Source organism: Acaryochloris sp. CCMEE 5410, from assembly GCF_000238775.2.
In the GTDB taxonomy this organism is placed as follows: Bacteria; Cyanobacteriota; Cyanobacteriia; order Thermosynechococcales; family Thermosynechococcaceae; genus Acaryochloris.
This window is the reverse complement of the sequence record NZ_AFEJ02000002.1, coordinates 756,020-780,117: the sequence shown is the minus strand read 5'-3', so window position 1 is coordinate 780,117 and position 24,098 is coordinate 756,020. Positions and strand designations below refer to the sequence as shown.

Annotated in this window: 24 protein-coding genes and 3 pseudogenes; 13 read left to right on the top strand and 14 right to left on the bottom strand. The window is 47.6% G+C overall.

Annotation, left to right across the window (positions count from 1 at the left end; translation table 11 throughout):
- Nucleotides 1–66: 66 nt before the first annotated feature.
- Nucleotides 67–1,266, bottom strand: coding sequence for a glutathione S-transferase family protein (locus tag ON05_RS24425; protein WP_010472817.1), 1,200 nt, complete (start codon nucleotides 1,264–1,266; stop codon nucleotides 67–69).
- Nucleotides 1,267–1,420: 154 nt separating this feature from the next.
- Between ON05_RS24425 and ON05_RS24420 the strand changes: the two genes are divergently transcribed.
- Nucleotides 1,421–1,702: a hypothetical protein gene (locus ON05_RS24420; protein WP_010472819.1), complete on the top strand. Its 282-nt coding sequence runs from the start codon at nucleotides 1,421–1,423 to the stop codon at nucleotides 1,700–1,702.
- A gap of 123 nt (nucleotides 1,703–1,825) precedes the next feature.
- On the opposite strand, the gene ON05_RS24415 is transcribed toward ON05_RS24420, so the two are convergent.
- The 4 genes and pseudogenes from ON05_RS24415 to ON05_RS38700 all read right to left on the bottom strand — a co-directional run.
- Nucleotides 1,826–2,338 (bottom strand): ankyrin repeat domain-containing protein, encoded by a 513-nt coding sequence (locus ON05_RS24415; protein WP_010472820.1) that lies wholly within the window; start codon nucleotides 2,336–2,338, stop codon nucleotides 1,826–1,828.
- A pseudogene (locus tag ON05_RS24410) lies at nucleotides 2,335–2,925 on the bottom strand (ADP-ribosylglycohydrolase family protein); the annotation flags it as partial. The gene ON05_RS24415 and the pseudogene ON05_RS24410, both read right to left, overlap by 4 nt.
- 10 nt (nucleotides 2,926–2,935) lie before the next feature.
- The gene (locus tag ON05_RS24405) at nucleotides 2,936–4,024 is read right to left on the bottom strand and encodes an ISAs1 family transposase (protein ID WP_262561039.1); all 1,089 of its coding nucleotides are present in this window, start codon (nucleotides 4,022–4,024) and stop codon (nucleotides 2,936–2,938) included.
- Nucleotides 4,025–4,097: 73 nt separating this feature from the next.
- Nucleotides 4,098–4,487, bottom strand: a pseudogene (locus ON05_RS38700) (ADP-ribosylglycohydrolase family protein); the annotation flags it as partial.
- 225 nt (nucleotides 4,488–4,712) lie between these two features.
- Here ON05_RS38700 and ON05_RS24395 point away from each other — a divergent pair.
- Entirely contained in the window at nucleotides 4,713–5,339 is a 627-nt protein-coding gene (locus ON05_RS24395) for a TetR/AcrR family transcriptional regulator (protein WP_039779040.1), read from the top strand.
- 207 nt (nucleotides 5,340–5,546) lie between these two features.
- The gene (locus tag ON05_RS24390; protein WP_010469915.1) at nucleotides 5,547–5,747 is read left to right on the top strand and encodes a hypothetical protein; all 201 of its coding nucleotides are present in this window, start codon (nucleotides 5,547–5,549) and stop codon (nucleotides 5,745–5,747) included.
- Between the two features lie 288 nt (nucleotides 5,748–6,035).
- Here the strand turns inward: ON05_RS24390 and ON05_RS24385 are convergent, their stop codons facing one another.
- The gene (locus tag ON05_RS24385) at nucleotides 6,036–6,338 is read right to left on the bottom strand and encodes a hypothetical protein (RefSeq protein ID WP_010469916.1); all 303 of its coding nucleotides are present in this window, start codon (nucleotides 6,336–6,338) and stop codon (nucleotides 6,036–6,038) included.
- A 367-nt stretch (nucleotides 6,339–6,705) separates the two neighbouring features.
- On the bottom strand, nucleotides 6,706–7,932 hold the full coding sequence (gene purT / locus ON05_RS24380; protein ID WP_010469917.1) for a formate-dependent phosphoribosylglycinamide formyltransferase: 1,227 nt from the start codon (nucleotides 7,930–7,932) through the stop codon (nucleotides 6,706–6,708).
- Nucleotides 7,933–8,083: 151 nt separating this feature from the next.
- Between purT and ON05_RS24375 the strand changes: the two genes are divergently transcribed.
- Nucleotides 8,084–9,856, top strand: a complete 1,773-nt coding sequence (locus ON05_RS24375; protein ID WP_010469918.1) for an aspartate kinase — start codon at nucleotides 8,084–8,086, stop codon at nucleotides 9,854–9,856.
- A 541-nt stretch (nucleotides 9,857–10,397) separates the two neighbouring features.
- Here the strand turns inward: ON05_RS24375 and modB are convergent.
- Nucleotides 10,398–12,200 carry a molybdate ABC transporter permease subunit gene (gene modB / locus ON05_RS24370; RefSeq protein WP_010469919.1) on the bottom strand — a complete coding sequence of 601 codons (1,803 nt, stop codon included), beginning with the start codon at nucleotides 12,198–12,200 and terminating at the stop codon, nucleotides 10,398–10,400.
- 3 nt (nucleotides 12,201–12,203) lie between these two features.
- On the bottom strand, nucleotides 12,204–12,983 hold the full coding sequence (gene modA, locus ON05_RS24365) for a molybdate ABC transporter substrate-binding protein (RefSeq protein ID WP_010469920.1): 780 nt from the start codon (nucleotides 12,981–12,983) through the stop codon (nucleotides 12,204–12,206).
- A gap of 171 nt (nucleotides 12,984–13,154) precedes the next feature.
- Between modA and ON05_RS24360 the strand changes: the two genes are divergently transcribed.
- Nucleotides 13,155–13,370 (top strand): DUF3134 family protein, encoded by a 216-nt coding sequence (locus tag ON05_RS24360; protein WP_010469921.1) that lies wholly within the window; start codon nucleotides 13,155–13,157, stop codon nucleotides 13,368–13,370.
- Nucleotides 13,371–13,428: 58 nt separating this feature from the next.
- Here ON05_RS24360 and ON05_RS24355 read toward each other — a convergent pair whose 3' ends face one another.
- The 5 genes from ON05_RS24355 to ON05_RS24335 all read right to left on the bottom strand — a co-directional run bounded on the left by ON05_RS24355 (nucleotide 13,429) and on the right by ON05_RS24335 (nucleotide 15,849).
- Nucleotides 13,429–14,019: an NUDIX domain-containing protein gene (locus ON05_RS24355; protein ID WP_010469922.1), complete on the bottom strand. Its 591-nt coding sequence runs from the start codon at nucleotides 14,017–14,019 to the stop codon at nucleotides 13,429–13,431.
- A gap of 14 nt (nucleotides 14,020–14,033) precedes the next feature.
- Nucleotides 14,034–14,420 (bottom strand): DUF423 domain-containing protein, encoded by a 387-nt coding sequence (locus ON05_RS24350; RefSeq protein WP_010469923.1) that lies wholly within the window; start codon nucleotides 14,418–14,420, stop codon nucleotides 14,034–14,036.
- A gap of 137 nt (nucleotides 14,421–14,557) precedes the next feature.
- The gene (locus ON05_RS24345; RefSeq protein ID WP_010469925.1) at nucleotides 14,558–14,890 is read right to left on the bottom strand and encodes a hypothetical protein; all 333 of its coding nucleotides are present in this window, start codon (nucleotides 14,888–14,890) and stop codon (nucleotides 14,558–14,560) included.
- A 154-nt stretch (nucleotides 14,891–15,044) separates the two neighbouring features.
- A complete protein-coding gene (locus tag ON05_RS24340; protein WP_010469928.1) occupies nucleotides 15,045–15,572 on the bottom strand; it encodes a GNAT family N-acetyltransferase in 528 nt (175 codons plus the stop codon).
- A gap of 76 nt (nucleotides 15,573–15,648) precedes the next feature.
- Nucleotides 15,649–15,849 carry a hypothetical protein gene (locus ON05_RS24335; protein ID WP_175307186.1) on the bottom strand — a complete coding sequence of 67 codons (201 nt, stop codon included), beginning with the start codon at nucleotides 15,847–15,849 and terminating at the stop codon, nucleotides 15,649–15,651.
- Here ON05_RS24335 and ON05_RS38695 point away from each other — a divergent pair.
- From ON05_RS38695 to ON05_RS24305, 8 genes and pseudogenes are all read left to right on the top strand, one after another.
- Nucleotides 15,760–15,963: a pentapeptide repeat-containing protein gene (locus tag ON05_RS38695; RefSeq protein WP_010469929.1), complete on the top strand. Its 204-nt coding sequence runs from the start codon at nucleotides 15,760–15,762 to the stop codon at nucleotides 15,961–15,963. The two genes, ON05_RS24335 and ON05_RS38695, sit on opposite strands and share 90 nt — an antisense overlap.
- Nucleotides 15,964–15,993: 30 nt before the next feature.
- Nucleotides 15,994–16,209, top strand: a pseudogene (locus ON05_RS38690) (pentapeptide repeat-containing protein); the annotation flags it as partial.
- A 109-nt stretch (nucleotides 16,210–16,318) separates the two neighbouring features.
- On the top strand, nucleotides 16,319–17,221 hold the full coding sequence (locus ON05_RS24330; RefSeq protein ID WP_010469933.1) for an Rpn family recombination-promoting nuclease/putative transposase: 903 nt from the start codon (nucleotides 16,319–16,321) through the stop codon (nucleotides 17,219–17,221).
- 424 nt (nucleotides 17,222–17,645) lie between these two features.
- Complete coding sequence (locus tag ON05_RS24325) at nucleotides 17,646–19,007, top strand: S-layer homology domain-containing protein (protein ID WP_029315019.1); 1,362 nt, start codon at nucleotides 17,646–17,648, stop codon at nucleotides 19,005–19,007.
- A 522-nt stretch (nucleotides 19,008–19,529) separates the two neighbouring features.
- Nucleotides 19,530–20,555 carry a hypothetical protein gene (locus ON05_RS24320; RefSeq protein WP_010469938.1) on the top strand — a complete coding sequence of 342 codons (1,026 nt, stop codon included), beginning with the start codon at nucleotides 19,530–19,532 and terminating at the stop codon, nucleotides 20,553–20,555.
- Between the two features lie 324 nt (nucleotides 20,556–20,879).
- A complete protein-coding gene (locus ON05_RS24315; RefSeq protein WP_010469941.1) occupies nucleotides 20,880–22,256 on the top strand; it encodes an FAD-binding oxidoreductase in 1,377 nt (458 codons plus the stop codon).
- A gap of 61 nt (nucleotides 22,257–22,317) precedes the next feature.
- The gene (locus tag ON05_RS24310; RefSeq protein ID WP_262562331.1) at nucleotides 22,318–23,079 is read left to right on the top strand and encodes a GNAT family N-acetyltransferase; all 762 of its coding nucleotides are present in this window, start codon (nucleotides 22,318–22,320) and stop codon (nucleotides 23,077–23,079) included.
- Nucleotides 23,080–23,143: 64 nt separating this feature from the next.
- Entirely contained in the window at nucleotides 23,144–24,076 is a 933-nt protein-coding gene (locus ON05_RS24305) for an NAD(+) kinase (protein WP_010469945.1), read from the top strand.
- Nucleotides 24,077–24,098 lie beyond the last annotated feature (22 nt).

Genomic DNA, 24,098 nt, shown 5'->3' with positions numbered 1-24,098 from the left:
TTCCCCTCTTACTAACACCATTATCAATTAGCGTATCTAATCTCTTGCTGAACCCAATACGCTCAATCATGCCTTGGCAAAATTGGCTGGGTCTTGATCACGGCGGTGACGCACAGGGATGGGGGTCCCCTGACGATTACCCACGAGGGCGGCTGTTGCCTCCAGGGATTCCTTCAAACGCTTAGCTGCATAGATGGACATATCGCGCGGAACACTGATGCGATCGCGCAAGTAACGCAACCCAATATCCGAACCCGGCGGGGGTGAGCAGACCTCCCCCGTAATCAAATGGGTCAGGGCACAGCGCAGAGCTTCATCAAATAACTCATCCTTGGTTGGATTGACCTTAATAATATTCTCGTGATGCTTCACCACCCGATGTAATGCTTCCGCCCGAGAGGTTTCGGGTTCTGGATAGGTCACATCCGGCAACTCTGACCAAGGACCATTATCCACTCGATCCATATTGATGGGCGTCTGCGGATCGCTGTTCTTATAGCAACCGCCCATCTGCGGGGGTAAATCATGGGCATGGGTGTGGAAGTCGCTTTGAGTGCCTCGATAAGTGGGCCGACTTTCCATAGCATCAAACCAATCCGAAAACCGGGGATTCTCTTCTCGCAGAGAGTAGCCCTTGTAGTAATAGAGGCTAGCGTTCATGCGCTCGACATAGGGGGTAAAAATTGCGTCTGCTGTGCCGAACTCTTCCAAAAAATAAGGCCCAGGTGTACTGCTAAGAGCTGCTTCTACCTTTTCCACCACGCTGACAAACTGCTCCCGATTTCGCTGATCTTGCCGAGGACGAGAGGGATAGCACAACCAAGTACACCAGGCCCGAAACAGCAATCGCTCCAGTTGGCGCAAAGGCATAACTGCTGGATCTTGCATACCTTTGCCCAAGGGACCAAACTCTTTTTCTAAGGCAATTAAAATATCATCACTTTCGGTAATTACCCGACCCTTTAGCTCCAGAGCAGGCAACATCCCCGAGGGTACGATCTGCTTATACCACCGTTCTTTTTCCCCGTAACAAAACATCGTCACTTTTTCGATCCGATAGGGGATCTGCTTCTCTTCTAGCCATAGCCAAATTTTTTGGCAGTAGGGACACCAGGCGTGATTGTCACGGAAGAGTGTAACCTTTACATCGTTTTCGGATTGACCAAACAAACGCAGGCAGGATTGGGCATTGGTTGGACCGTTCACAGGATCCAAATGGAAGTCAGTACGGTCAGCTAATTCAGACCAGCTCAAGGGGGTACTCATAGGGATTTTAGGGAAACACAAGGCGATCGGATTATAAAGGGTTCTGAGGTTAACGGAAGTTTAACCTCGAATATTTAGAGGGAAGATTGACAGCTAGAATGTAGTCTTGCTTGTGGCAGGCCGTATAAAACACTCTGGGCACTCATTTCAAATTATGTCCCAAATCGAATTGAACCTCATTGTTTTGTATTCCAGTAACCCCAAAGCACTGGCGATTTGGTACGGAAAACTGTTAGGCCATACGGTCAATGAGGAGAAACATGGCAAAGGGCCTCTCCACTATTCGATCCAACTGGGTGAGTCAGTGGTTGAATTTTACCCTCAAAAATATGAGAGACTTTCCGCCCCCATAACATTTGGCTTAAGGGTGAATGCCGATAAGTTTGAGAATTTTCAGATCACCACGAAACACAGAATGTTGAATGAGAGTAGCTAAATCATTAATGATCCAGACAAGAATCAAATTATTGTTCAGAAAAGTTCCGTTTAGGCAGCAAAACTATACATCACGATGGATTACAGTGTTGGATTGGAGAGCCAGCATCAACATATAATGCCATCACTCATCAGGTGCAACCCAACCATGCTCTCTTAACATTGCTCTAATTGTGGCATTTTTTTCGGGTTTGTTATTAGGCAGCACATCAAAAGCGGTGGTTCCACAATTCATTTTATACAAAGGAGTTGCTCCACCTTTGAGCAGGAGGTCAACCAGTTTGATATTGCCATCAGAAATAGCACAGTGGAGCGGGTTGTCATATGTATCCGAGACAGCATTCGGATCCGCCCCAAGTTCAAGTAATGCGACTGCTGCATCAAATGCCCCGACGAACACAGCACTAATCAATGGTGTTGTTCCATCCTCTTCACATTCATCAATAGACCAGCCCCGCTTCACTAGGAAACGGATACCGTTAGGGTAATTTTCGATAGCCAAGAAGTGAAGGAGCGATTCGCCAAGCAATGTTGCAGATTTCAGCTCAGGATGTTTTTGCAACAGACGATTTGCTAGCTGTGAATCCAGTACAGCGGCATCCACAAATTGTCCAACAATTTCATGTGAAACAGTCATGATTGGAGTAGAGAAGTTTCCAGGCGATCTGCCAATTTTTGAATATCTTGCGAACGCGCAATTCCGTTAATCCAATTAGATGGAATATTTTCTATTCCATAATGAATCCCTGCCAGCCCTCCTGTTACCGCTGCAGTTGTATCTGTATCTTCACCCAGATTGACTGCCTTTAATACTGCCTCTGGGTATGAGGATGTTGTGAGTAAGCACCATAGCGCCGCTTCTAAGGTGTCAATCACATACCCTTCTGAATTGATACTTTCAATCGGTAAATGGTCTATATCCCGGTTAAATATCCGCTCAAAATGGTGCTTTTCTAGAAGGTATGGAAAGGCTTGGTAAACCTCCTCAGCTTGATCCAATCCTTTGACATAAGCATCTCTAGGATTAGCTCCTTGAAGTAAGGCGATGGCAATACAGGTGTAGATTCCACAGGCCATTTGCGATCGAGGATGAGCATGGGTGATACACGAGACCTGATGAACTCTATGGATCAAGGTGGGTAAATCAACCGTTTGGTAGCAATAAGCCATCGGCAAAATCCGCATTAATGAACCATTGCCATTGCTCCGCTCCACCGTATCACCCAGGGCTGTTTTAAGTTAGCAGCGAAAAAATAATATCGACCCGATTAGCAAGCTTAGTCATCGCGGTTTTGAGGGATTGATAGTCGTTTAGCCGCAGGATATTAATCCCAATAGTTCTAAGCACTGACCAATTGAGCAGTGCTTGTTCATCTTCGAGTCGATAATCATCTTCGCCAAAAACAACATCCTTCGGCCAATGCAACCGATTTTCAATGCCCCAATGTTCTCGGACCAGAGATTGCCAATGCTGGGGTGAGGTGGCAGCTGAACTGATGTAATAGGCCGTATTGTGATACTCCTTTCCTTTGCGAGTGCCCCATCGTTGGACACAAAGCACAGAGCGAATTGCCTCCCATTCTTGTAGGGCTATGCCGACAGGCTCATAAACCTGTATACACCGATGTTCATCTCGTCCTCTACTTTGGGCGGAGTGGATGTGCTCAGCCATGGGTTTAAGACACTCAAAGTAAGTCTGGAGGTGGTCGTAAAGTCTTCCCTGATTGGATTTGACCGCCACAAGATAGTCGTTACCCGAGGCCACAATCTTCTCAAGTGTTTTTTGGGCGTGTAAGGCATCCATGGTAATCAGCAAGCCATCGAGTTGAAGGGTTTCCAACAGTGCCTGGACGACTTTGATTTCGCTATTATCCTCCTGAGTGAGGGCTTCGAGCTTGAGGGTGATGCCTGCTTCCACCGCAAATAAACTCACCAACCCTACAAAACGCTGCTTCCCCTTGGCATCTGTCAGCCCCTGACGAATCCGTTTGCCATCAATGGAGGCTGCATAATTATCGGGAGAGTGAGTCTGGGCTTTCGAGAGCATCCATGCTTCAAATTGGTGGCTCAACGCTTGGAAGTCAAGCCCCTTCATCACTCGACGAAAGGTACAGTGAGACGGAACTTCGAGGCTCTCAAGCCCCAATAGCTCACTTAAAGGCTGGCGATAATCGCTCACAAAGGTTTCTAACGGACGGTACCCTTGATATCCAGCAAGCATGCCCATCACCATCAATAGCAACAGCAGCCATAACGGATGAATACGGCCATGGGCACTGCGGAAATCCGGGACTTGCTTCAAAGTATCGATTAGATGGCTCATCGGTCTCTCTACTGTTGGTCAGTAGAACCATCCTATTTTTTCTAGGAGGAACGTAAAACAACCCTGCCGTATCACCCGCTTCAAGCGGTGACACACCGTTACGTAATTTCTCAATCGCCATCTGAGTCGTAATGCCAATATCAAATACTTTTCCCCGTGCCGTCCATTCTTGTTCGTAATACCAGCGACAGAAGGAATTTGTGATAGCTTGAAGTGAGAATCCATCACACAGACTATCCGCTAGACAAAAGGTTAAAGAGCTATCATCGGACCATGTTCCGGGCGGTTCCCGCCATTCATTTCGGCTATCCAGATCGGTCACTGGACTCTCCATCAACTCCTCTCGACTCAGGAATTCAACGGGTACGCCCAGTGCATCTCCAATGCATAAACCCATCAACCCCGAAAGAACTTTGGAGCACGGGTGATGTCTAGGAGTTTTTTCAGGTAGGAGATTAACCATCTTTCCCACTCAAGACCTTTGGAACTGCCAGTACAACTTTAACAACTGGATAGTTGAGGTCTGCGGCTCACCTATTTCTAATTCGCTTTTATACCGCCACAAAGGTTATAGAGATGGGGCAAGATCTATGCCTTTTTCTGGATATTTAAACTTTTGCAACAAGATAAGGTCACTCCCTTGTGGGCTTTTCTAGAATATTAACGAACGTACGTTCAGTTTGTAGGAATGCCCATTTTGGAGATTACTCAACCCAAACGTTCTTATCGTCGCGATGGAAAACAAGCCATCTTAGATGCGGCCCTTGAGTTGTTCACCCGCCAAGGTTACGAAGAAACTTCAGTTGAGGATCTACGCAAAGCTGCAGGATTTAAGTCAAAGGCGAGTCTCTATGCACATTTTGAAAGTAAAGAAGCGGTTGCTGAAGCATTATCTGTACATATTTTTAAGCTGACCGAGCGTCAAATTCTGATTGATTACGAAAAGGCTGGTACAGATCCGCTTGAGATTCTAATCGCAATTACCAAAGGTGTTATTCGATGGGGCCTAGAGCATCCCAAAGAGTATACCTTTCGGTTTATTCGGACTCAACAGAATCGTCTGGTTCAAGGCCAATATGACTATACGACCGGTCAGTTCTCAATTGCTTATGGCAAAATGCTGGATTTACTCCAATATTTGCGCCAGCACTATCCCGTCCGCCCGATTGCAGATGAAGCCCTAATCAGCGTGACACTGGGATTGATCAGTCGATCCGTGATTGATCGGGAAGCCTTTGGCAATATCAGTCTTGAGGAACAGGTCAACCAAGTGTTGGCACTCTGTATGGGAATATTTTTCTCTGAACCCATCTGATGGGTCGAGACCGGCTTTGTAACGTTATCCCCATCCGCATAACCCTGATTTTGTCAGTAAAGAGAATAGATTTTTAGCCTTTTCATAGCTGTTTGTTAATGAAAAAGCTTTTGGTGAGTGTTGTCTTGCTTCACTGAGCAATAGCTTGCTCTGTCAGTGCAAGTTTGATGAGTGCCATTTTATTAATCCTACGGAGAACGATGAGTAATGTCCCAAAATACCCCTAAGCAGTTAGGAGAAACCATAGATCGATTAGTTCAACTTAGAGACTTATGCTCGAACTTAGCTCTATCGGTAGATGCAGGGTTAATTCCAGCTCAAATAGCCGAAATTTGCGATATTGGTGCTGAAGAACTTCAAGATATTGGCCAACAACTCAGTCGGTTGAATACTTCTACCCAAAATTAAGTGACATCTTGCCTGAATAGCCAATAGGGGGCGTTGTTCAACGGCGATATTTTAGAATCATCCTATCGTTGGGCAACGCTATGTTTGCGGCACCCGGAAAATCGGATCAATCGATATGAATTTTACTTAGCATATTCCAGCAAAGGTCCAATGCAAGTTGAACTCATTCAAGCGTTTTAAAGTTATTCATTCGCACTCAAAATGCTGTAGCAGTTAAGCATTGCTTAACTGCTACAGCATTTATATTTGGGATATCTAATTATGGCTGTTTCAACTGCCTTCTTCTAATTAAGACATTAATCCAAGGGTTGCAATACAAGATTGCTCTTCTGTTTTAAAAGTAAATCGTTGAATCATAGCTTCAACAGATGCCAAAGGAAGAGCATCAATAATAGTGGCTTGAAACATGATAGTGGGTCGTTCAGGAACCTCAATCCCACAATGCTCAGAACGGAGAAAAATTCGGTTAATTGGATCTTGATCAATAGAGACCTGAACCCCTAATTCTGGATATTGGATAAAGGCTTGGAACATCTCTAACTGTTTCCAGAATTGGATCGTACTAGACTTAAATTCAATGTGTAAAGTCATAGCATCACTCCTGGTTAAGCTTTTACTAATGGTGCCCCTAACATCATTTCCAGCTTAAATAGTCGGCAAAATCTTTATTATTTAGCACTCCAAGGTAGTGAGTGCTAAATATGATGATCTATAGGCGTTCTTCCCAGAAGCTTTTACTTATGAAAACAAGGCTTGCTGGGATGGTGGCTTCGTTTATAGGAAGGGGCCAATGGTTTTTTAATAATCTATTGGAAAATGATTTTTTTTGGTATCTATTGCTACTGTCAATCGAAACAGGCATCTAACTCTTGACGATTTTTACAGCTGCCTATGGTCTTCGCTTATAGTCAAATGCAGGTAAAAACAGGAAGGTAATTGGAATGAGTTTTAGCGCTAATTAACTAGTAACGGTAACTTGCTGGGCACAGGTTTTAGCTCGTTGTCTGGCTTCTTCTATCGTCTCACCGAGGGCTAGGGCCACCCCCATCCGTCGATTTTTATGGGCAGTGGGTTTGCCAAATAGGCGCACGCGACTGGTTGGCACCGTAAGAGCTGCAGCAACACCTTCAATCTTGGGTTCCTTAGATGCTTCTGAGGCCAAAATGACTGCAGACGCTCCTGGGCTAACCAGCTGGATATCGCCAATGGGGAGTCCCAGTATAGCGCGAGCATGTAGCTCAAACTCTGACATGTTTTGGCTGACCATGGTGACCATGCCTGTATCGTGGGGGCGCGGGCTGACTTCGCTGAAATACACCGTCTGGGCCTGATCGGCAGGGCCGGCAATAAAAAGTTCCACTCCAAACAACCCCCAGCCCCCTAGGGCATCCGTAATTTGGCGGGCCATATCTTGGCACGCTTGCAGCGTATCAAGATGGAGAGGGCAGGGTTGCCAGGACTCTCGATAGTCCCCGCTTTGCTGGACATGACCAATGGGAGGGCAGAAGTGGGTGCCCGACTGGGACCGCACGGTGAGTAAAGTAATTTCTGTTTCGAATTCGACAAAGCCTTCAACGATGACGCGAGGGGCATTGCCACGTCCGGCTTCTAGAGCATAGGTCCAGGCTGGGATAATTTCACTATCTGTTTTGACTAAGCTTTGCCCTTTGCCTGAAGAACTCATGACAGGTTTGACCACGCAGGGAAGACCAACTTGCTGCACGGCCTGCTCATATTCAGCTTGAGTAGAAGCAAACTGAAAGGGGGAGGTTTTTAGACCTAAATCACTAGCTGCTAGACGCCGAATGCCTTCCCGATCCATAGTCAGATTAGTTGCTTTAGCCGTGGGAATTACATTCCATCCTTCCGCTTCTAGGTCGAGCAGCGTTGCAGTGGCAATGGCTTCAATTTCCGGCACGATCAGATCCGGTTTCACAGACTCTACAATCTGACGCAGGGCCGCCCCATCCTGCATATTGATCACAACACTCCGATGGGCAAACTGCATTGCAGGGGCATGATCATAGGCATCCACTGCAATCACTTCAATCCCCAAACGCATAGCCTCTAGGGCCACTTCCCGACCTAGTTCTCCTGACCCCAACAACAGCAACCGTTTGGCTGCATCAGAAAGGGGGGCACCCCAAGGTGCTGCAAGAGAAGTGTTGGCAGGACGGCTGATCATCGTTGTCAGAGAGGATTCATTCTATAGATTTACATGGAAGCAGTATGACCCATAACGGTTTCATACCATAATGCTGATTAGCAGTTTGTGGGATATAGAATGGCGTTCTTGCTGGATCTAGTCCTGCGTTTTACAGATAGATTTAACAATCATGGGCCTAATTGTTCAGAAGTTTGGTGGCACATCCGTTGGTTCAGTCGAGCGAATTAAAGCGGTTGCCCAGCGAGTCAAGCAGACCGTTGCCCAGGGCAACTCGGTGGTGGTGGTGGTATCTGCCATGGGCAAGAGCACCGATACCCTCGTCCAACTGGCCCAAGAAGTGTCTTCCAATCCCTGTCGGCGCGAGATGGATATGCTGCTATCGACGGGAGAGCAGGTCTCGATTTCCTTGCTGAGTATGGCCCTCCAAGAACTGGGACAACCCGCTATTTCCTTGACCGGGGCGCAGGTGGGAATTGTCACTGAACCCGAACATACTCGCGCCCGTATTTTGCACATTGCCACAGAACGATTAGAGCGCCACCTAAGTGAAGGAAAAGTGGTTGTCGTAGCTGGCTTTCAGGGTACTTCTAATACCTCCGATCTAGAGGTCACTACCTTAGGCCGAGGCGGGTCGGATACCTCGGCTGTGGCGTTGGCGGCGGCTCTCCATGCTGAGAAATGCGAGATCTATACGGATGTGGCGGGGGTACTGACGACGGACCCTCGGCTGGTGGAGAAGGCCCAACTGATGACAGAGATTACCTGCGAGGAAATGTTGGAGCTTGCAAGTCTAGGAGCCAACGTACTTCATCCTCGGGCCGTAGAAATTGCTCGCAATTATGGGGTGCAGATGGCCGTTCGCTCCAGCTGGACCGATGAACCGGGCACCCAAATCATTTCAACCGGGACCCAGCCTAAGACCTTAACGGACCTGGAGTTGGGTCGGCCTGTGGATGCGGTGCATTTTGATCTGAACCAGGCCAAGGTGGCATTGCTCCACGTGGCGGATCGCCCCGGTGTTGCAGCTGGGTTGTTTGGCGAGTTAGCCAATCAGGGTCTGGATGTGGACCTGATTATTCAATCCATCCATGATGGTCATTCAAATGATATTGCCTTCACCGTTGCCCAGGACTGTTGTATTCAAGCGGAGGCTGTGGCAAATGCCTTTAATTCTACGGTGCCTTCTGGAAGTACCTCGGAAGTGCTAGTCGAACCGAATGTTGCCAAGGTCAGTATTGTTGGTGCAGGGATTATTGGTCGCCCACAAATTGCCGCCCAAATGTTTCAGACTTTGAGTGATTTAGGCATTAATTTGCAGATGATTTCCACGTCTGAAGTGAATGTCAGCTGCACGATTGCCGCAGCAGATTGTGAACGGGCAACCAAGGCCCTGTGCGATGTGTTTGAAGTGACGAGCTCTTCGATTGATAGTGGAATCGCCTTACCGGATTATCCGATTCCTCCAGTGCGAGGGGTGGCCTTGGATCTGGAGCAAGCCCAATTGGCTATTCGAAATGTCCCGGATCGTCCAGGCATGGCGGCTCATATTTTCCAGGTTCTGGCCAAGCGAAATATCAGTGTCGATATGATTATTCAGTCCCAGCGTTCCCGTCAGGTAGAAGGGCAGATTACCCGAGATATTGCCTTTACCGTAGCTGAAGGGGATTTACAGGTGGCGAAGGAACTCTTGCAGGATCTATCTAGGACGCTTGGTTGTGGTGAAGTGGCATCGGATTCTGCGATCGCAAAAGTCAGCATCGTCGGTATCGGTATGTTGGGGCAACCGGGGGTAGCAGCTCAGATGTTTATGGCCTTAGCCCAGCAGAAAATCAATATTCAAATGATCGCCACCTCGGAAATTCGAGTCAGTTGCGTCGTGGCCCAAGAAGATGGGAGTACTGCTTTACAGGCCATTCATCAAGCATTTGGCCTAGAGGGTTAGCTTTTCGGCTGCAAGGCTCTACCCTCCCTAATACTGAAAAAAGAAAATGACCTCGTGATCAAGCGAGGTCATTCAAGGATTTGTATTTGGATCCAGGTAAGAACTACTACAGCAGTTCTTACCCAGAAACAGTGGTGAACACACAGTGATTACACTTTATCGGCAGTCACAAGTAAGCTCTACCGAATAATTACGGAGTCCAAAGGATTTTCTAGGAGAATTTTCGGAGTAAACAAAATGTCTCTGAAGAGTAAAAAAAAGAAAGTCAAAAAGTTCCGTGTTTATACGGAGGTCTTTTCGTCGTCAATACCATGTCACTAAAAAACCGACAGGCTAAACCCCGTCGGTGCATCGTTTCCAAAAAAAACACCGACAAGCTGAACCAACCTGTCGGACGTATGTGTGTTCCCCAATGACGACTCAGATAGCACTAAGTCTTCTTTAATATCGCTGTAATAAATGGAAGTTAGTGTGATCTAAATCACCTTAACTAAGCAATCTTTATCACTTACAAAAATAGCCAAGAAAAAAGGGGAAATAACTACTCCCGAAGTAATAAAATTCGCATGGGGTCAAGGGCAATGGACCAGGGAAAAGGCAGGTTTTTGAGCTGTTGCCATTTATCTTTGAATACTTCAGCCTGAAGATAGTAATCTTCTGCGTGAGTGGGGGGCGAATGGAGCTTTAAATAGAGGGTCATCCGGTGAGGGGTTTCCCGGGTCATCGCTAGCCAGCCTGGAAAGGTATTACTAGTTGAAGTCACGGGTGCTTCTAAATCTAAAAACCGAATTTGATGGGCTCGAATACCGATTTGGGAATGGTGGGGCTGAATTGGCTCCAGGGTTTGTAGGGGGCACTGCCAGTCCAGGGCAAATACCTCTTCTGGGCCGATCTGCTGGATGCGGGAGAAGTTTTTACAGCCCGTCAGTTGGGCAATACTGAGGGTTTCGGGCTGTTCTAGGATTTGATGCTTGGGGCGTAAGGTAGATGATTTCCCCTGCTCCACCACCATCAACTGATCACAGAGTCGATAGGCTTCTTCCACATTGTGGGTCACCCACAGGGTCATGCCATCAAAGGTAGATAGACGAGATACCATCCCTTTCTCGATCTGGTTGCGAAGGTGGGTATCTAAGGCTGAGAAGGGTTCATCAAACAGCAAGAGTTGGGGCTGACTTGCTAAGGCCCTCGCAAGGGCTACCCGCTGTTGCTGTCCTCCAGATAACTCTTGGGGCAAGCGGTGGCCGTAGTCAGCCAACTGCAGCGGGGCTAAGTGGGATGTCACTTCAGTCGTATTTAACGACCGCCCTGCTGATAAGGCAAAGGCAATATTCTCAGCGGCGGTGAGATGGGGGAACAGGGCATAGTTTTGGAACAGGATGCCAATGTTGCGATCGCAACTCGGTATATTAATACCCTGCGCAGAATCAAACAGCACTCGACCATTCAGAACAATCCTGCCCCGATCAGGAGTCTCAATGCCAGCAATACAGCGAAGGAGCATACTTTTTCCAGCCCCTGACGCTCCCAACACCCCCAAAGTCGTTTCTTGGGTGTGGAAGGAGATATCCAGCTGGAATCCAGCCACTCGCTTTTGCAAATCAACCCATAGCCCCTGTTTAGTAGGAGGAAAGGACACACCTGAAGGTAATTTGGGTCTCAAAGGGCGACGACGACGGAACTTTAGACAGCGAGGTTTTTGATTGAGCCATAGATTCACCCCCACCAGGCATCCTAAACTGACAAAGAGGGTGATGCTGCACCAAATCAACGCTTCCTCAACGGCCCCACCTTCAACGGCAAAATAAATGGCTATTGGAATGGTTTGAGTCTGCCCTGGAATATTCCCCGCCAACATCAGGGTAGCGCCAAATTCCCCCAGGGCTCGGGCAAAGGCCAGACTTGTACCGGCCAATATGCCTGGCCCCGCCAAGGGTAAGATCACTTGTCGAAATACGGTCCATTCGGACGCCCCCAACGTGCGAGCCGCCGCTGGCAGATTGGGATCGAGCTGCTGGAACGCCCCTAAGGCGGTTTTGTATTGCAAAGGGAAAGACACGACCGTTGCCGTAATCACAGCAGCATACCAAGTAAATACAGGGTTCAATCCAAAAGGGGTTAAGAGCCGACCGATGGGACCTTGAGTCCCCAGAAGAAAGAGGAGCATAAACCCCAACACGGTGGGGGGTAAAACCAAAGGGATCAGGAGGATACTCTCCATCACCGCTCTGCCATTGCCCCGATAGCGGTGCATGGCATAGGCCATTGCCACCCCCGAGATAAAAGTGATACCTGTTGCGATCGCAGCAATCCTTAAAGAGGTCCACAGGGGGGCAATGTTCACAGGTCAATCCTTCGGCACTAAACCAAATCCAGCCTGGATGAAGCGATCTTGCGCTTCAGGCGTGGATAAAAAATCGATAAAAGATTGAGCCACCTGGGGCTGGGAACTTGCAGCCACAATTGCAATCGGATACACAATGGGAGAATGGCTTTGGGCCGGAGCAAGGGCCACCTGCTTCACCTGGTCGGACTGGCGCACATCCGTGGCGTAGACAATACCGGCATCCACATTGGCACTGGCCACCGCCGCCAGAACCCCACGCACGTTATTAGTAAAAATCAGCTTAGCCTGAAGCTGTTGAGATAAATCGAGTGTCGTAAACACTTCTTGGGCATATTGTCCCGCAGGCACACTCGCTCGTTCCCCCACCATAATTTTTTTGACTTGGGGGGACGTTAACTGCTGAAACCCAGTCAGAGACATCTGAGACTGCTCAGGCACAATTAGAGCAAGTTGGTTCGTAACCACAGACCGATGGGAGTCTTGGGTAATAAGCTGCTGTTCCAGCAGACGATTGATGGGTTGAGGCGCAGCGGAAAAGAACACATCCACAGGTGCCCCTTGCTCTATTTGGCGCTGTAAGACCCCCGAGGCCGCAAAATTAAAGGTGAGATCCACCTGGGGATATGCCTTCTCAAATTCGGGTTCTAGGGTTTGTAAAACGGTTCGCAGACTGGAAGCTGCAGATACCCTGAGCTGGCGGGTTTGAGGGAGAAGCTGACATCCCCCCAGTATCAACCCCCCTAGGCTGACTATCAGTTGTGGGACGGGAAGTTTCACCATGCTGAAGCTGTAAAGGAGGATGCCTTTATCCTAGAGGCAAAAAGACCTGTGTAAATTCCAGGAGAAAACAGTGATTTTTCTCTGAGTAAATTCATTATAAATACCGAAGCATAAGGCTTATAGATGGGGCAAATTTGTGTATACGAACACGTTTTCCCTTGGATCACACCCATGTATAATCCCTCTTTGACAGAAGAAAACCGTAATCAGGTTAGCCCCGTAATTGCACCTCGCAAAAATACGTCTCTATATGACTGGTTAGAAGAGAATGGTCGCTTCCGCCAAAACGACGACTCCGATTTCGACTGGTCTACGGACGATGAAGAGCTGCTTTCGGAATATTCCAGCAGCAACGAAGAAGCAAGCTATGTCCCCAAGGCTGCATAAAACGATTGTTTGTCTTGGAAGGATATGGGTACCCCCAATCTGGACCGGTGAGATCAAATCAACTGATCTTGCCAGATGTGCTTCCCATAGAATTGATGCGATCCAACAGGCTCAATAGCAGTTGATCCATCACCTGGGAAGCCTTGAGTTGCAAGGTAGCTTCACGATGAGAGTACCATTGCCACTCTTGATACTCCTTCGGATCAAGGCAAAGGAGTGGCCTCTCTGAATCAGTCAAAGCGACTAAATAGGTGAGATTGAGGCTGTGTAAGCCCCGATCTTGGGGGGCTTGCTGCCGATGGGCAAAACAGGTGGAATAGACGCCCACAAACTGGAATCGATCGGTTGCGATCGCAAGTCCTGCTTCTTCCTTCGCTTTCCGCTGGGCAGCTTGCAAGGGGGACTCTCCAGCGATCATACGTCCGCCAATCACCCACCAAGATTTTTGCGGATAGGTGCAGCGCTTCGCTAATAACACCTGGCATTGATGGGTAAAGACTAAATCAACACAGGTAATGACCAAATGATCCAGAGCTTGGCTAAAGACCTCTGTTGGTAATCTGGCATCAAGATCAGCTTGATAAGTGCGTTCTGGCTCATGATAATGGGGCACCTGACCAGGAGAGTTAGGTTGCTCTGATAAGGGCATTGCAGGAGTCCCCGCTAGCTGATAGGAGATGATTTTAAGGCTGCGATCGCAATGCATCCCCACCCGACTAAAAAGGCAACACCTCCTAATGGGGTAATAGGACCAAACCACTTGATCTCAGATAGGCTCAATCCATAGAGGCTGCCAGAAAATAGAACGATACCGGCAATAAAGGCATAGCCTGCCAGGGTCAGTAACCCTTCTCCTCCTTCTGCCCGACTCAACAGCAGTGATACCAGGATCAGAGCGAGAGCATGATACATCTGATACTTAGTGCCAGTCTCAAAAATCTGTTGTGATTTTTCACTAAGTTGGGCTTTGAGAGCATGGGAGGCAAAAGCCCCAGCCGCCACTGAAAGGCCACCGAAAGCGGCACCAGCCAATAGGAATATTTTCGCCATGAATTCCTGATTCTCTTGATGAAAGTAACATTATGGATCATGGCATTGTTTTAATTCATCTTTATGGTCCACTCAGGTATGAAGAAAGGCGCGCTCCCCCCAAAGCCATCCTTGTTCGTTCTTCACTGGCGACCTACCTAAATATTCAATCGACCCGTGCTAAATAGCTGATAGCCTCCCACAAAACATCCAAAAGAGACACAGAACTGCCATAAGCTTGTGGGATTTAGAACAGCGTGACTGCCAAAGAAAATCAGTAGCACACCAATTCCCATCAGAATCCATCCGAACATTTTTTCTCGTCTAGGTAGAAAAAAGAGAGAAACGATTCCCCCTGTCAGAAAGAGAACGGAAGCATCTGCTGCAATTCCCCTCCACCAGTAGGGATGCACATTGGTTGTGAAGTAAATGTTTTGCCCCAAAAAGTAAAAGCCAAGGATCAACAATCCTAAGCCTATTAGTCTGCCCATTCACAACTCCCTTCACTCTTTAGAAATGGCTTCTTTATTTAAAATGCCCAGTTTATGAAATTTGAGAATCTACAATATAGGATTTGCTAGGCTTGGTGGCTCAACCTTTTCGCTGTTTCATTTTCACAGAACTCAAATCAAGAACTCCTACTGTTCAAGATGAGTGGGGTGGAACTTGGGGCAAAATAAGCTGCATGATTGCAACATCTTGCCAGCGATCGGCAACATGACCAACCTCTTTTTGCACGCCGACCATTTCAAACCCAAAGCGTTTGTGGAAGGCAATGCTGTCATCATTAGTTGCGACAATTTTTACGACTACGTGGTGATAGCCTAGCTCAACCACCTTTTGCAGGAGAGCCGTTTGCATCATTTTTCCTAACCCCTGGCCCTTTTCCGCAAAGGTCAGATAAATCGATGTTTCGCAACAGACCCGATATCCTGGGCGATCGCTATATTGTTTGACAATGCCCCAGCCTAGAACCTGCTGCTGACGCTCAATGACCAACAGACATTCGCGATCGCAAAATTTATTCACCCAGGCTTGAATATCTGACGCTTCGAATTGACGAGTATCGAAGGTGATACTGCCTGTTGCGATCGCTTCATTGTATATAGATGCGATCGCAGCATAATCTGCTGGCATACTTACTCGAATCTGAATCTGCTCTGAGTCTGACATTGAAGGCACTATCCCTGGCAACCCAAGCCAGTTCTATCATGGCATCAGCGTTAAAAAATAGGTTCGTCTAGGAATTCTAGGTATAACCTGGGCATCTTAAGCTCCCTTCTCCATTGATTTTGAATGGGTTAAAGTCCTGGAGGAATTGGAGCCAGGTGGGAATGGTTGTGTTTTGGGAGTTGTAGTAATGACTGCTGAGGAATTGTTGGAGCGTTATGCTGCTGGGGAGCGAGATTTCAGTGGTATCAACCTTGAGGGCGCTGATTTGAGTGGACATGAACTGCAAGGGATTATTCTAAGAGGAGCCAACTTGAGGAAAGTAGATTTGAGAGACAGTGATCTTAGCGGGTACTTGAACACTCCTAACCCTATGCTTCCCACTGATTTGTGAGAGGTCGATGGCAGTGAAGCCAACTTCAGCGGTGCGACTCTTGAAATCGTGGATTTTAGTAACGCAAAATTGACTGGCTCCAACTTTAGTGGTGCGGTTCTTGATCGCGTGTGGTTCATAGGTGCCGATTTGGTTGATGTGAATTGGTTTGAGTGTCGAGCGTGGCTAGTCACCATTGAAGGAGCTATGTTGGGTGCTGGTTTAAATGGCGTTATATGGACCGACTGGGTAATGAATCAAAGGTGAGCAATGCCCACACTTCCCAGGAACAGTCATGATCTAGGAGAGTTTGGAAGCCATTCCCTATCAAACGACAAAAAGCCTTCCTCCTGCATGGGGCTGATATAATCCCAGCATGTTTGATTCTACCTGTAAGTTCCTTGCAGAAAGCTTTTCCAGTGATTTCGCCTCCTGGCTACTCGGTGAACCCATCTCCCTGACAGAACTTAGTCCAACGGAATTATCCCTAGAGCCGATTCGGGCCGACTCGCTTATTTTGCTGCAATCAGATGACATCGTCTTACAGATTGAGTTTCAGACCGAGCCAGATCCAAACATGGCCTTTCGACTCGCAGATTACCGCCTGCGGGTCTACCGCCGCTTTCCCCAGAAAGACATGAAGCAAGTGGTGGTGTATTTAACCCCCTCTAACTCCGAATATGTTTACCAGACAGCCTTTGATATTCCGGGAACTCGTCATGAATTTGAGGCGATCCGCCTCTGGGAACAGCCCACTCAACCTTTTTTGGAATCAATCGGTTTACTGCCACTGGCTGTCCTCACCAACACTTCAGACCAAGCCCAAACCCTGCGACAGGTCGCTGGATATATTGATGCTGTCCCAGATGCGCGAGTTCAAAGCAATGTGGCTGCGTCAGCAGGGATTCTGGCTGGGTTAACATTGGAGAAAGACTTCATTAATCAGGTTCTGCGGAAAGAGATCATGCAGCAATCAGTTATCTATCAAGAGTGGAAGGAAGAACTTCTCCAGGAAGGTTGGGAAGCCGGTTGCCAGGAAGGTCGCCAGGAAGGTCGCCAGGAAGGTCGCCAGGAAGGTCGCCAGGAAGGTCGCCAGGAAGGTGAACAATCCCTGATCCTCCGTCAACTCGCTCGCCGCATCGGTGAGGTGCCCCCAGCGGCGAGATTGTCCATCCAAGCTCTATCCCTCGACCAACTCGAAGCCCTTGGTGAGGCGCTGCTCGACTTTACTGAACCCGCAGACCTTGTGAACTGGTTACAGAAAAATCAAGCGGTTTGAGCAACCGATTCATCCAACATTGATGAGATACCATTTACCATTTTCCATAGTCATCCATCCCCACATCACTCCAGTCAGGTAGGGGAGCACATCCATGCTTTCGTAAAGCGTACTCTCCCTCCTCCCAATCCATCCCCTAAAGCGTTAAATGGATGTTCAGTATCGCCCTACTTGAGGGCAGGGCAAATGACTTAAGCGAGACATTCCCATATTTAGCCACTGCGAAGCCTGATCACATATGTAGTGTTACCCATCAGACTATTGATACAGAATAAAGTTCCAAATATTCCTAAAAATAGGAAATAAGTACTATATTTTTAAGCATAAGACTCAATAATGCCTATAAAGTTCCATTTAGTTGAATTGGAACCAAAATAATCAAACAATCATCGTTTATCACTGAAAATCATTTTTGGTGACCTACATGATGACACCCTCACACCAATGGAAATCTTCAACGGCTGCGCTTTTGAGTTTGGGTCTCTCTACCGCTCTGGTTAGTCCCTTCCTAGTTCAATCCACTGTCCTTGCCCAAACTCGCTTTTCAGATACGCAAGGGCATTGGGCTCAAAGCTGTATTCAGTCCCTGGCCCAGCGCAACATTATCAATGGCTATCCCAATGGAGAGTTTCGCCCCAATGCTCCGGTGACTCGAGCCGAGTACGCAACAATGGTTGTCAATGCGTTTCCCAATGCAGATCGAAGCCGCAGTGCTCGTTCCTTTACAGATGTTCGGTCTAACTTTTGGGCAGCCAATGCGATTCGGACCGCCTCCCAAACAGGATTTCTGACGGGATATCCCAGTGGTGAGTTTCGGCCTGCTCAGCAAATTCCTCGAACTCAGGTGTTGGTTTCTCTCAATAACGGCTTAGGGTACTCCCCCACAGGATCCATTAATGCCACCCTCGGCAACACCTATGCCGATGCCAGTGCGATACCAAATTATGCACGAGGTGCGATCGCATCCGCAACCCAACGCCAGCTTGTTGTCAACTATCCTGATATCCGCTATCTGAATCCCAACAGCCGAGCCACTCGCGCTGAAGTGGCTGCCTTCCTTTGCCAAGCCCTGAAAAACCCTCAACAAGCCTCTCTTATTTCTGGGAACTACATTGCTGGTTCCCCAGCAGAAGGCCTACAAGCCAGAACCGATATTCCAGTTGTCTACGATGTCGCCAAGAAAGTGATTGTCTCTCCCCAAGAGACAGCTCCTTTAACCGTCAAAGCCACCGAAGATATCAAAGATAATCGGGGAAATACAGTTATTCCTAAAGGCAGCTCTATTCTGGGAGAACTTCAGCCTCAAGGGGGTGGCACTCAATTTGTAGCCCGTGAGGTCGTGATTGATGGCAACTCCTACCCATTAGAAGCTTCGTCTGAAATTATTACCCGCACCGTGAGTGCCCGCGATCCGAATTTATTAGCCCTAGCCCGCAATGCTGTATTAGGGGCTGGCGCGGCAGCTGGACTGTCCACTGTCATTGGTGATGGCACCATCACGGCGGAAAAAGTACTGACTGGAGCCGCTGTGGGAACGGCGATTGAAACCAATCGGAATCGTCCATGGCAATCGGTGGCGAGAGACTCTGCCCTAGGAGCCGCAGCAGCGGCTGGCTTATCCGCCGTTATTGGTGATCGCACCATTACAGCCGAAAAAATTCTGGCCGGGGCCGCTTCTGGGGCCACTATTGGTGGTGTGATTGATCCAGCCCTACAGGAAGTGATTGTGATTGATTCACAAACTGACCTCAACCTACAGCTAGAGCGCCCCTTTAGCTTGAGCTAGCGATTGCGCTTGATCCATTGACGGGCCAGTCAGTCTTTATGCCAGTAGAGAGACTGATTGGCTCTCCCTTTTTAAAGGCGATTTTTTCCAAGCAAGTAAATACAGATTCAGCTTTTCTGGCTATTTAGGATAAAAATCATCCATTTACTGTCTGTTATAGCTTTTGACCCATAGTATTTAAAATATATCCCCGAGCAAAATATACTAATCGCCTTGAGTTGAGTAAAACAAACAATTATTACTTAAAAAAATCATATATACACAACTCTTATGGGAGAGAAATTTTTATTTATTAAAAAAATATAAATATTATTTCACGGAACTCTATGATAAGCATTTTTTATCAAATATCAATAGCTTGTTCATGTATTTTTCATCACTTCACGAAATCAATAATGTCTGTAATAATCATTAACACTAGTGTGAGTTTCTGCATTATTCTGCAAGCATTTTAGTTGCAGAATAATATTTTTTCAGAGGAAAAATTGGATTCAAGTACTTCACCTATATAAGGGGATCAAGATGAAAAAAGTCCTGGCCTACATTAATCAAAAGAAGAAAGAATTTGCTCAGTTACCGTTGTTTGAGTTCCTTCAAGATCAAACCATTGATCCGAGACAAAGATTGGCCTTTGCACCTTGCATTGCGCCGTTTGCCATGAGTTTTGGAGAACTCAATCGCAACGTCTTTCGGGTTGAGCCAACGACAGATGAAATCCAGAAGATTATCAATGTCCATACCTATGAAGATGATCATCATTGGCCATGGCTACTGAGTGATATGGAAAAGCTAAGGTTTAATCCCACCTTGAGCTTTAATCAATCCTTAGAGTTTCTCTGGAATCAGCAAACGGTTAATGCCCGGGCAGCCGCATACTATCTGTACAATGCGACCTATAAAGCCAGTCCCGTGCGGAAGTTCACGATTATTGAGGCGACAGAATCCACTGGGAATATTTTGTTAGCCAATTCTGCAGTGCCCGCTCGCGAACTGTCTAAAGAGACCAATAATGACTATGAGTATTTTGGGGCGGGTCATTTAGAAGTGGATACGGGGCATACCTTTTGCTCTACGGAGTCTCGTCAAGTCATTGAAGCGGTCGAGCTTTCGGAAGAGGAACGTGACGCTGCGATTGTTGCAGTCGATCAGACCTTTGACGTCTTTACGAACTTAATGAATGAGCTATTGGCGTTTGCCCAGCAAGCCAACATTCAGCCTGAAGCCTCGCTAGAGCATGAATATCTTGACTATCTCAAAGGGGTCAACCATAACAATCTCTATACTGACCGCCAACCCACCTCAGCGCCGTCGAGACCGGTCAATACCAATCTCAAACCTCTAGGTTGTTATCTATTGGAAGCGAACTTAGTGACTCATGCTCAGCTTGAGGAAGTCTTACAAGAGCAACAATCAGACCATAAGCCAATTGGTAATCTATTAGCTGAAAAAGGCTGGATTCACCAGAATACAGTCGAGTACATGATGAAAAATATTATTCAGCCTCACCGAAAGTATCAACAGCAAGCATCTATTATCAATGTCGGCTAAGGCTCGCATAAATTAGATATCGAGATATGGCTTAGATCTTGTTATCGGCAGGACAAAATTTACTAGTCATCCAAAAAATTTCGTTTAATTCGATCTAGATCTCTTTTTCTTAAATGGGATTAGAGCGATGAGATCTAATGATTCAATTCATTAGCCATATCTTGATGTCAATCTAATTAGAATTCTGTATTTACTAATAAAAAATCTTTCTATCTTGCAATAATTCTATCAGAAATCTTTTTCTACTTCAATCTATATTTTAAATTTTTTGATTATTTTTCAGTAAACTTTTGCATATCACAACCTCTTTTTAGGAGCGACAAGATGGTTAGCCAGAAAATATTTTCGTTGGCTCATCAAGTTAGTGAAATGGGCATCCCATTCGATCGGGATGCCGCAGTATTGGCGGCCGCAAGTACGGATTTTGGTCACCTTATTCAGGGGCAGTCGCAGTTAGTCGTTCAACCTCGACAGGGAGAAGATGTTGTGGCCTTGATGCAAAAGGCCAATCGATATCAGTTGCCGATCACTCTAAGGGGCAAAGGGTGTAGCCAAAATGGGCAGTCCATCAGTCCCAGGGGTATGACTTTAGATACGTCGCGACTAGATGATATTCGCTACTCTAAAGCGTTGCCGCAGCAGGTGACCTGTGGTGCAGGTGCGACCTGGCGACAACTGGTTGCGATGCTGAAGCCCCATCAATGTCTACCTTGTATGATGCCGCTCAATCTCAATCTGACCGTAGGGGGTACGCTATCGGCGGGAGGATTTGGAGCTAATAGCCATCGGTATGGTCCTGCGATCGCAAATGTAATCGCCCTAGAAGTGGTGACGGGTGCAGGAGAACGACTTTGGTGTTCTCCTGATAAACACCCAGATCTTTATGCTGCAGTCCTGGGGGGGCAGGGACGATGTGCAGTCATCCTATCGGCCACCCTAGCCACGCGACCGATTAAGCCGCAGATACGCACCTATTTTTTGGTCTACGAAGATCTGGAAACCTGGATCAGGGACCAGCATCAGTTGTGCGATCGCATCGATTACCTAGAAGGATTTTGCTCTGCAAATATGCAGGGCTTACAGAAAACGCCGACAGGTCGACGTCCTCTAGTGCAGTGGTTGTGGGGGCTACATGTCAGCGTAGAGTTTGATCCGGCAACGCCACCCCAGCAAGAACAGGTATTAGCAGGCTTGCATTACCACAAGCTCCTCTATATCGAAGATGACGATACGGCTGATTATGCCGCTCGCTATGATCTGCGGTTTCAATCCATGCAGGCCAGCGGGGCCTGGCAACAGCTGCATCCCTGGTTTGACTGTCTATTGCCCGTAAGTACGGCAACAGAGATCATCCCTCAAATTCTAGAGATTTTGCCCCCCTGCTTTGGCGATGGTCATCGCGTGCTGTGGGTTGCTGAACGACCAACCCCTCGTTTTCTAATGAAACCTGAACAAGCCTTTCTATTTGCCGTATTGCCGACAGGCATTCCCCTTTCGTTAAAGACTCAAGCATTGACGGCACTAGAACAAGCCCATCAGTTAGTGATAGAAGCAGGCGGCAAACGCTATTTATCCGGATGGTTGGGAGAGACTAACCCTGACTTTTGGTCTCAACACTTTGGACCTCATTGGCGAGCGTGGCAGCAGGCTAAAGCCGCCTTCGACCCCAATCATGTCCTTTGCTCTAAGCTATTTCCCTAGCCATAGCTTTTTCATAACACCACCCGCCAAAGAACCTCAGATAATCTGGCGGGCAAATGATATGAATGGAACAGACCCTTCCTCTTTTCCTAGCTCCATGTCAACGTCTCCTCCTTATGTGCTGCGTCCCGCCCAAGCCCAAGATAAATGGGCCATCCAACAAATGCTTTGGCAATTCACCTGGGATGAAGGCATTGAGCTAGATGTGCGACTCTTTAGCTTTGCCTTTTTCCGTTTAGGGTTGGTGGGGCTGGCATTGTGGTTACAAATCTACTGGCGTCAATCGACAACGATGGTCGATGTGCAGTTTATTTTGGCCATCGCGAATGTGGCGACAGCGGGGCTGGGCTTGTACCTCGCCAGTCTAGTGATGGGTCAGTTGATAATGCGATTTTTCGGGGTTGTCTTTAACTGGTCTCGATTTCAGGTGATTGAGCAAGAGGGAACCTTAGCCGGCTGTGCACTACTCAATGCCTATAACAGCCATAGTGAGTTGGCTTATGTCTTTGTCCAATCTCAATTCCGTCATCAGGGGTGGGGATCTCAAATCGTCCAAACCCTGATCCAGGAATCTGATAAAGATGTGTATCTTGCCTGTAAACCTCAGGTGGTGCCTTTTTATGAACGGCAAGGATTTACTGTGCAGTCCTGGCGCGATCTCCCTCCTGGTGTCAAACGCTGTTTCCGCATCTTCCGTCCCCATCCTCGGTTATGGGGATTTAAGTTGAACTTTATGCAATGGGACATTGCACCGACAGCCATAGCACCTGAATCAGTTGCTGTGGAAACCTCTCACCTATCAGAATCTACCCCCCACTCATAAAGCGCTGCGAACAGGGTACGGTGATTACATACGCCTGAGCAAAGCAGAAAAGGGGACCAATCGGGTGCAGTTACAGCAAGTCATCATCGTCTATAAAGCTGGGGATACCCATAGCCAACGATGGGCAGAGAAATGTGCCCGTCAGCTAGAAGCCCAGGGCTGCCATATCTTGATGGGTCCCAGTGGTCCGAAAGATAATCCCTATCCAGTTTTTCTGGCTTCTGCCACCCAGCCCATTGACCTCGCCATTGTGCTGGGCGGAGATGGAACTGCCCTGGCGGCTGCTCGACATTTGGCTCCCGATGGCATTCCCATGCTGGCCGTCAATATTGGGGGGCATTTAGGATTCCTGACTGAACCCGCCGATCTATTTATGGATACAGAACAGGTTTGGCAAAGAATTTTTGAAGATCGCTACGCTGTTCAACAGCGGATGATGTTGCGGGCCCGAGTTGCCGACCGTGATGTTGATCCAACGGATACCCCGGAGGAAGAACCGTTTTACACCGCCCTCAATGAAATGTGCATCAAGCCTGCTTCTGCTGATCGCATGATTACTTCCATTCTGGAGCTGGAAATTGATGGCGAAGTGGTGGATCAGTATCAAGGCGATGGATTATTAGTCGCTACACCCACAGGGTCTACCTGCTATACCGTTGCAGCTAGCGGACCGATTTTGCATCCGGGCATGGAAGCTATGGCGATCACGCCAATTTGCCCGTTGAGTTTATCCAGTCGGCCTATTGTGTTGCCGCCTGGCTCTCGGGTGAGTGTCTGGCCCCTTGCCGATCGGGAACTGGCGACCAAGCTATGGATGGATGGGGTCCTGTGTACTTCAATTTGGCCGGGACAGCGAGTGGATATCTGGATGGCTAAATACCGGGCCAGGTTTGTATTACTGCGGGAAAATTATTCGTACTATCGCACCCTACGGGAGAAATTAGACTGGGCAGGTGCACGAATACAGTACAATAACAATCATCGCATTACAAATTGATATATATCTCATAAGAAATTAA

Coding starts and splice junctions, on each gene's coding strand:
- ON05_RS24425 (WP_010472817.1), bottom strand. CDS start 1,266: ATGAGTACCCCCTTGAGCTGGTCTGAATTAGCTGACCGTACTGACTTC.
- ON05_RS24420 (WP_010472819.1), top strand. CDS start 1,421: ATGTCCCAAATCGAATTGAACCTCATTGTTTTGTATTCCAGTAACCCC.
- ON05_RS24415 (WP_010472820.1), bottom strand. CDS start 2,338: ATGACTGTTTCACATGAAATTGTTGGACAATTTGTGGATGCCGCTGTA.
- ON05_RS24405 (WP_262561039.1), bottom strand. CDS start 4,024: ATGAGCCATCTAATCGATACTTTGAAGCAAGTCCCGGATTTCCGCAGT.
- ON05_RS24395 (WP_039779040.1), top strand. CDS start 4,713: ATGCCCATTTTGGAGATTACTCAACCCAAACGTTCTTATCGTCGCGAT.
- ON05_RS24390 (WP_010469915.1), top strand. CDS start 5,547: ATGTCCCAAAATACCCCTAAGCAGTTAGGAGAAACCATAGATCGATTA.
- ON05_RS24385 (WP_010469916.1), bottom strand. CDS start 6,338: ATGACTTTACACATTGAATTTAAGTCTAGTACGATCCAATTCTGGAAA.
- purT (WP_010469917.1), bottom strand. CDS start 7,932: ATGATCAGCCGTCCTGCCAACACTTCTCTTGCAGCACCTTGGGGTGCC.
- ON05_RS24375 (WP_010469918.1), top strand. CDS start 8,084: ATGGGCCTAATTGTTCAGAAGTTTGGTGGCACATCCGTTGGTTCAGTC.
- modA (WP_010469920.1), bottom strand. CDS start 12,983: ATGGTGAAACTTCCCGTCCCACAACTGATAGTCAGCCTAGGGGGGTTG.
- ON05_RS24360 (WP_010469921.1), top strand. CDS start 13,155: ATGTATAATCCCTCTTTGACAGAAGAAAACCGTAATCAGGTTAGCCCC.
- ON05_RS24355 (WP_010469922.1), bottom strand. CDS start 14,019: ATGCCCTTATCAGAGCAACCTAACTCTCCTGGTCAGGTGCCCCATTAT.
- ON05_RS24350 (WP_010469923.1), bottom strand. CDS start 14,420: ATGGCGAAAATATTCCTATTGGCTGGTGCCGCTTTCGGTGGCCTTTCA.
- ON05_RS24345 (WP_010469925.1), bottom strand. CDS start 14,890: ATGGGCAGACTAATAGGCTTAGGATTGTTGATCCTTGGCTTTTACTTT.
- ON05_RS24340 (WP_010469928.1), bottom strand. CDS start 15,572: ATGTCAGACTCAGAGCAGATTCAGATTCGAGTAAGTATGCCAGCAGAT.
- ON05_RS38695 (WP_010469929.1), top strand. CDS start 15,760: ATGACTGCTGAGGAATTGTTGGAGCGTTATGCTGCTGGGGAGCGAGAT.
- ON05_RS24335 (WP_175307186.1), bottom strand. CDS start 15,849: ATGTCCACTCAAATCAGCGCCCTCAAGGTTGATACCACTGAAATCTCG.
- ON05_RS24330 (WP_010469933.1), top strand. CDS start 16,319: ATGTTTGATTCTACCTGTAAGTTCCTTGCAGAAAGCTTTTCCAGTGAT.
- ON05_RS24325 (WP_029315019.1), top strand. CDS start 17,646: ATGATGACACCCTCACACCAATGGAAATCTTCAACGGCTGCGCTTTTG.
- ON05_RS24320 (WP_010469938.1), top strand. CDS start 19,530: ATGAAAAAAGTCCTGGCCTACATTAATCAAAAGAAGAAAGAATTTGCT.
- ON05_RS24315 (WP_010469941.1), top strand. CDS start 20,880: ATGGTTAGCCAGAAAATATTTTCGTTGGCTCATCAAGTTAGTGAAATG.
- ON05_RS24310 (WP_262562331.1), top strand. CDS start 22,318: ATGAATGGAACAGACCCTTCCTCTTTTCCTAGCTCCATGTCAACGTCT.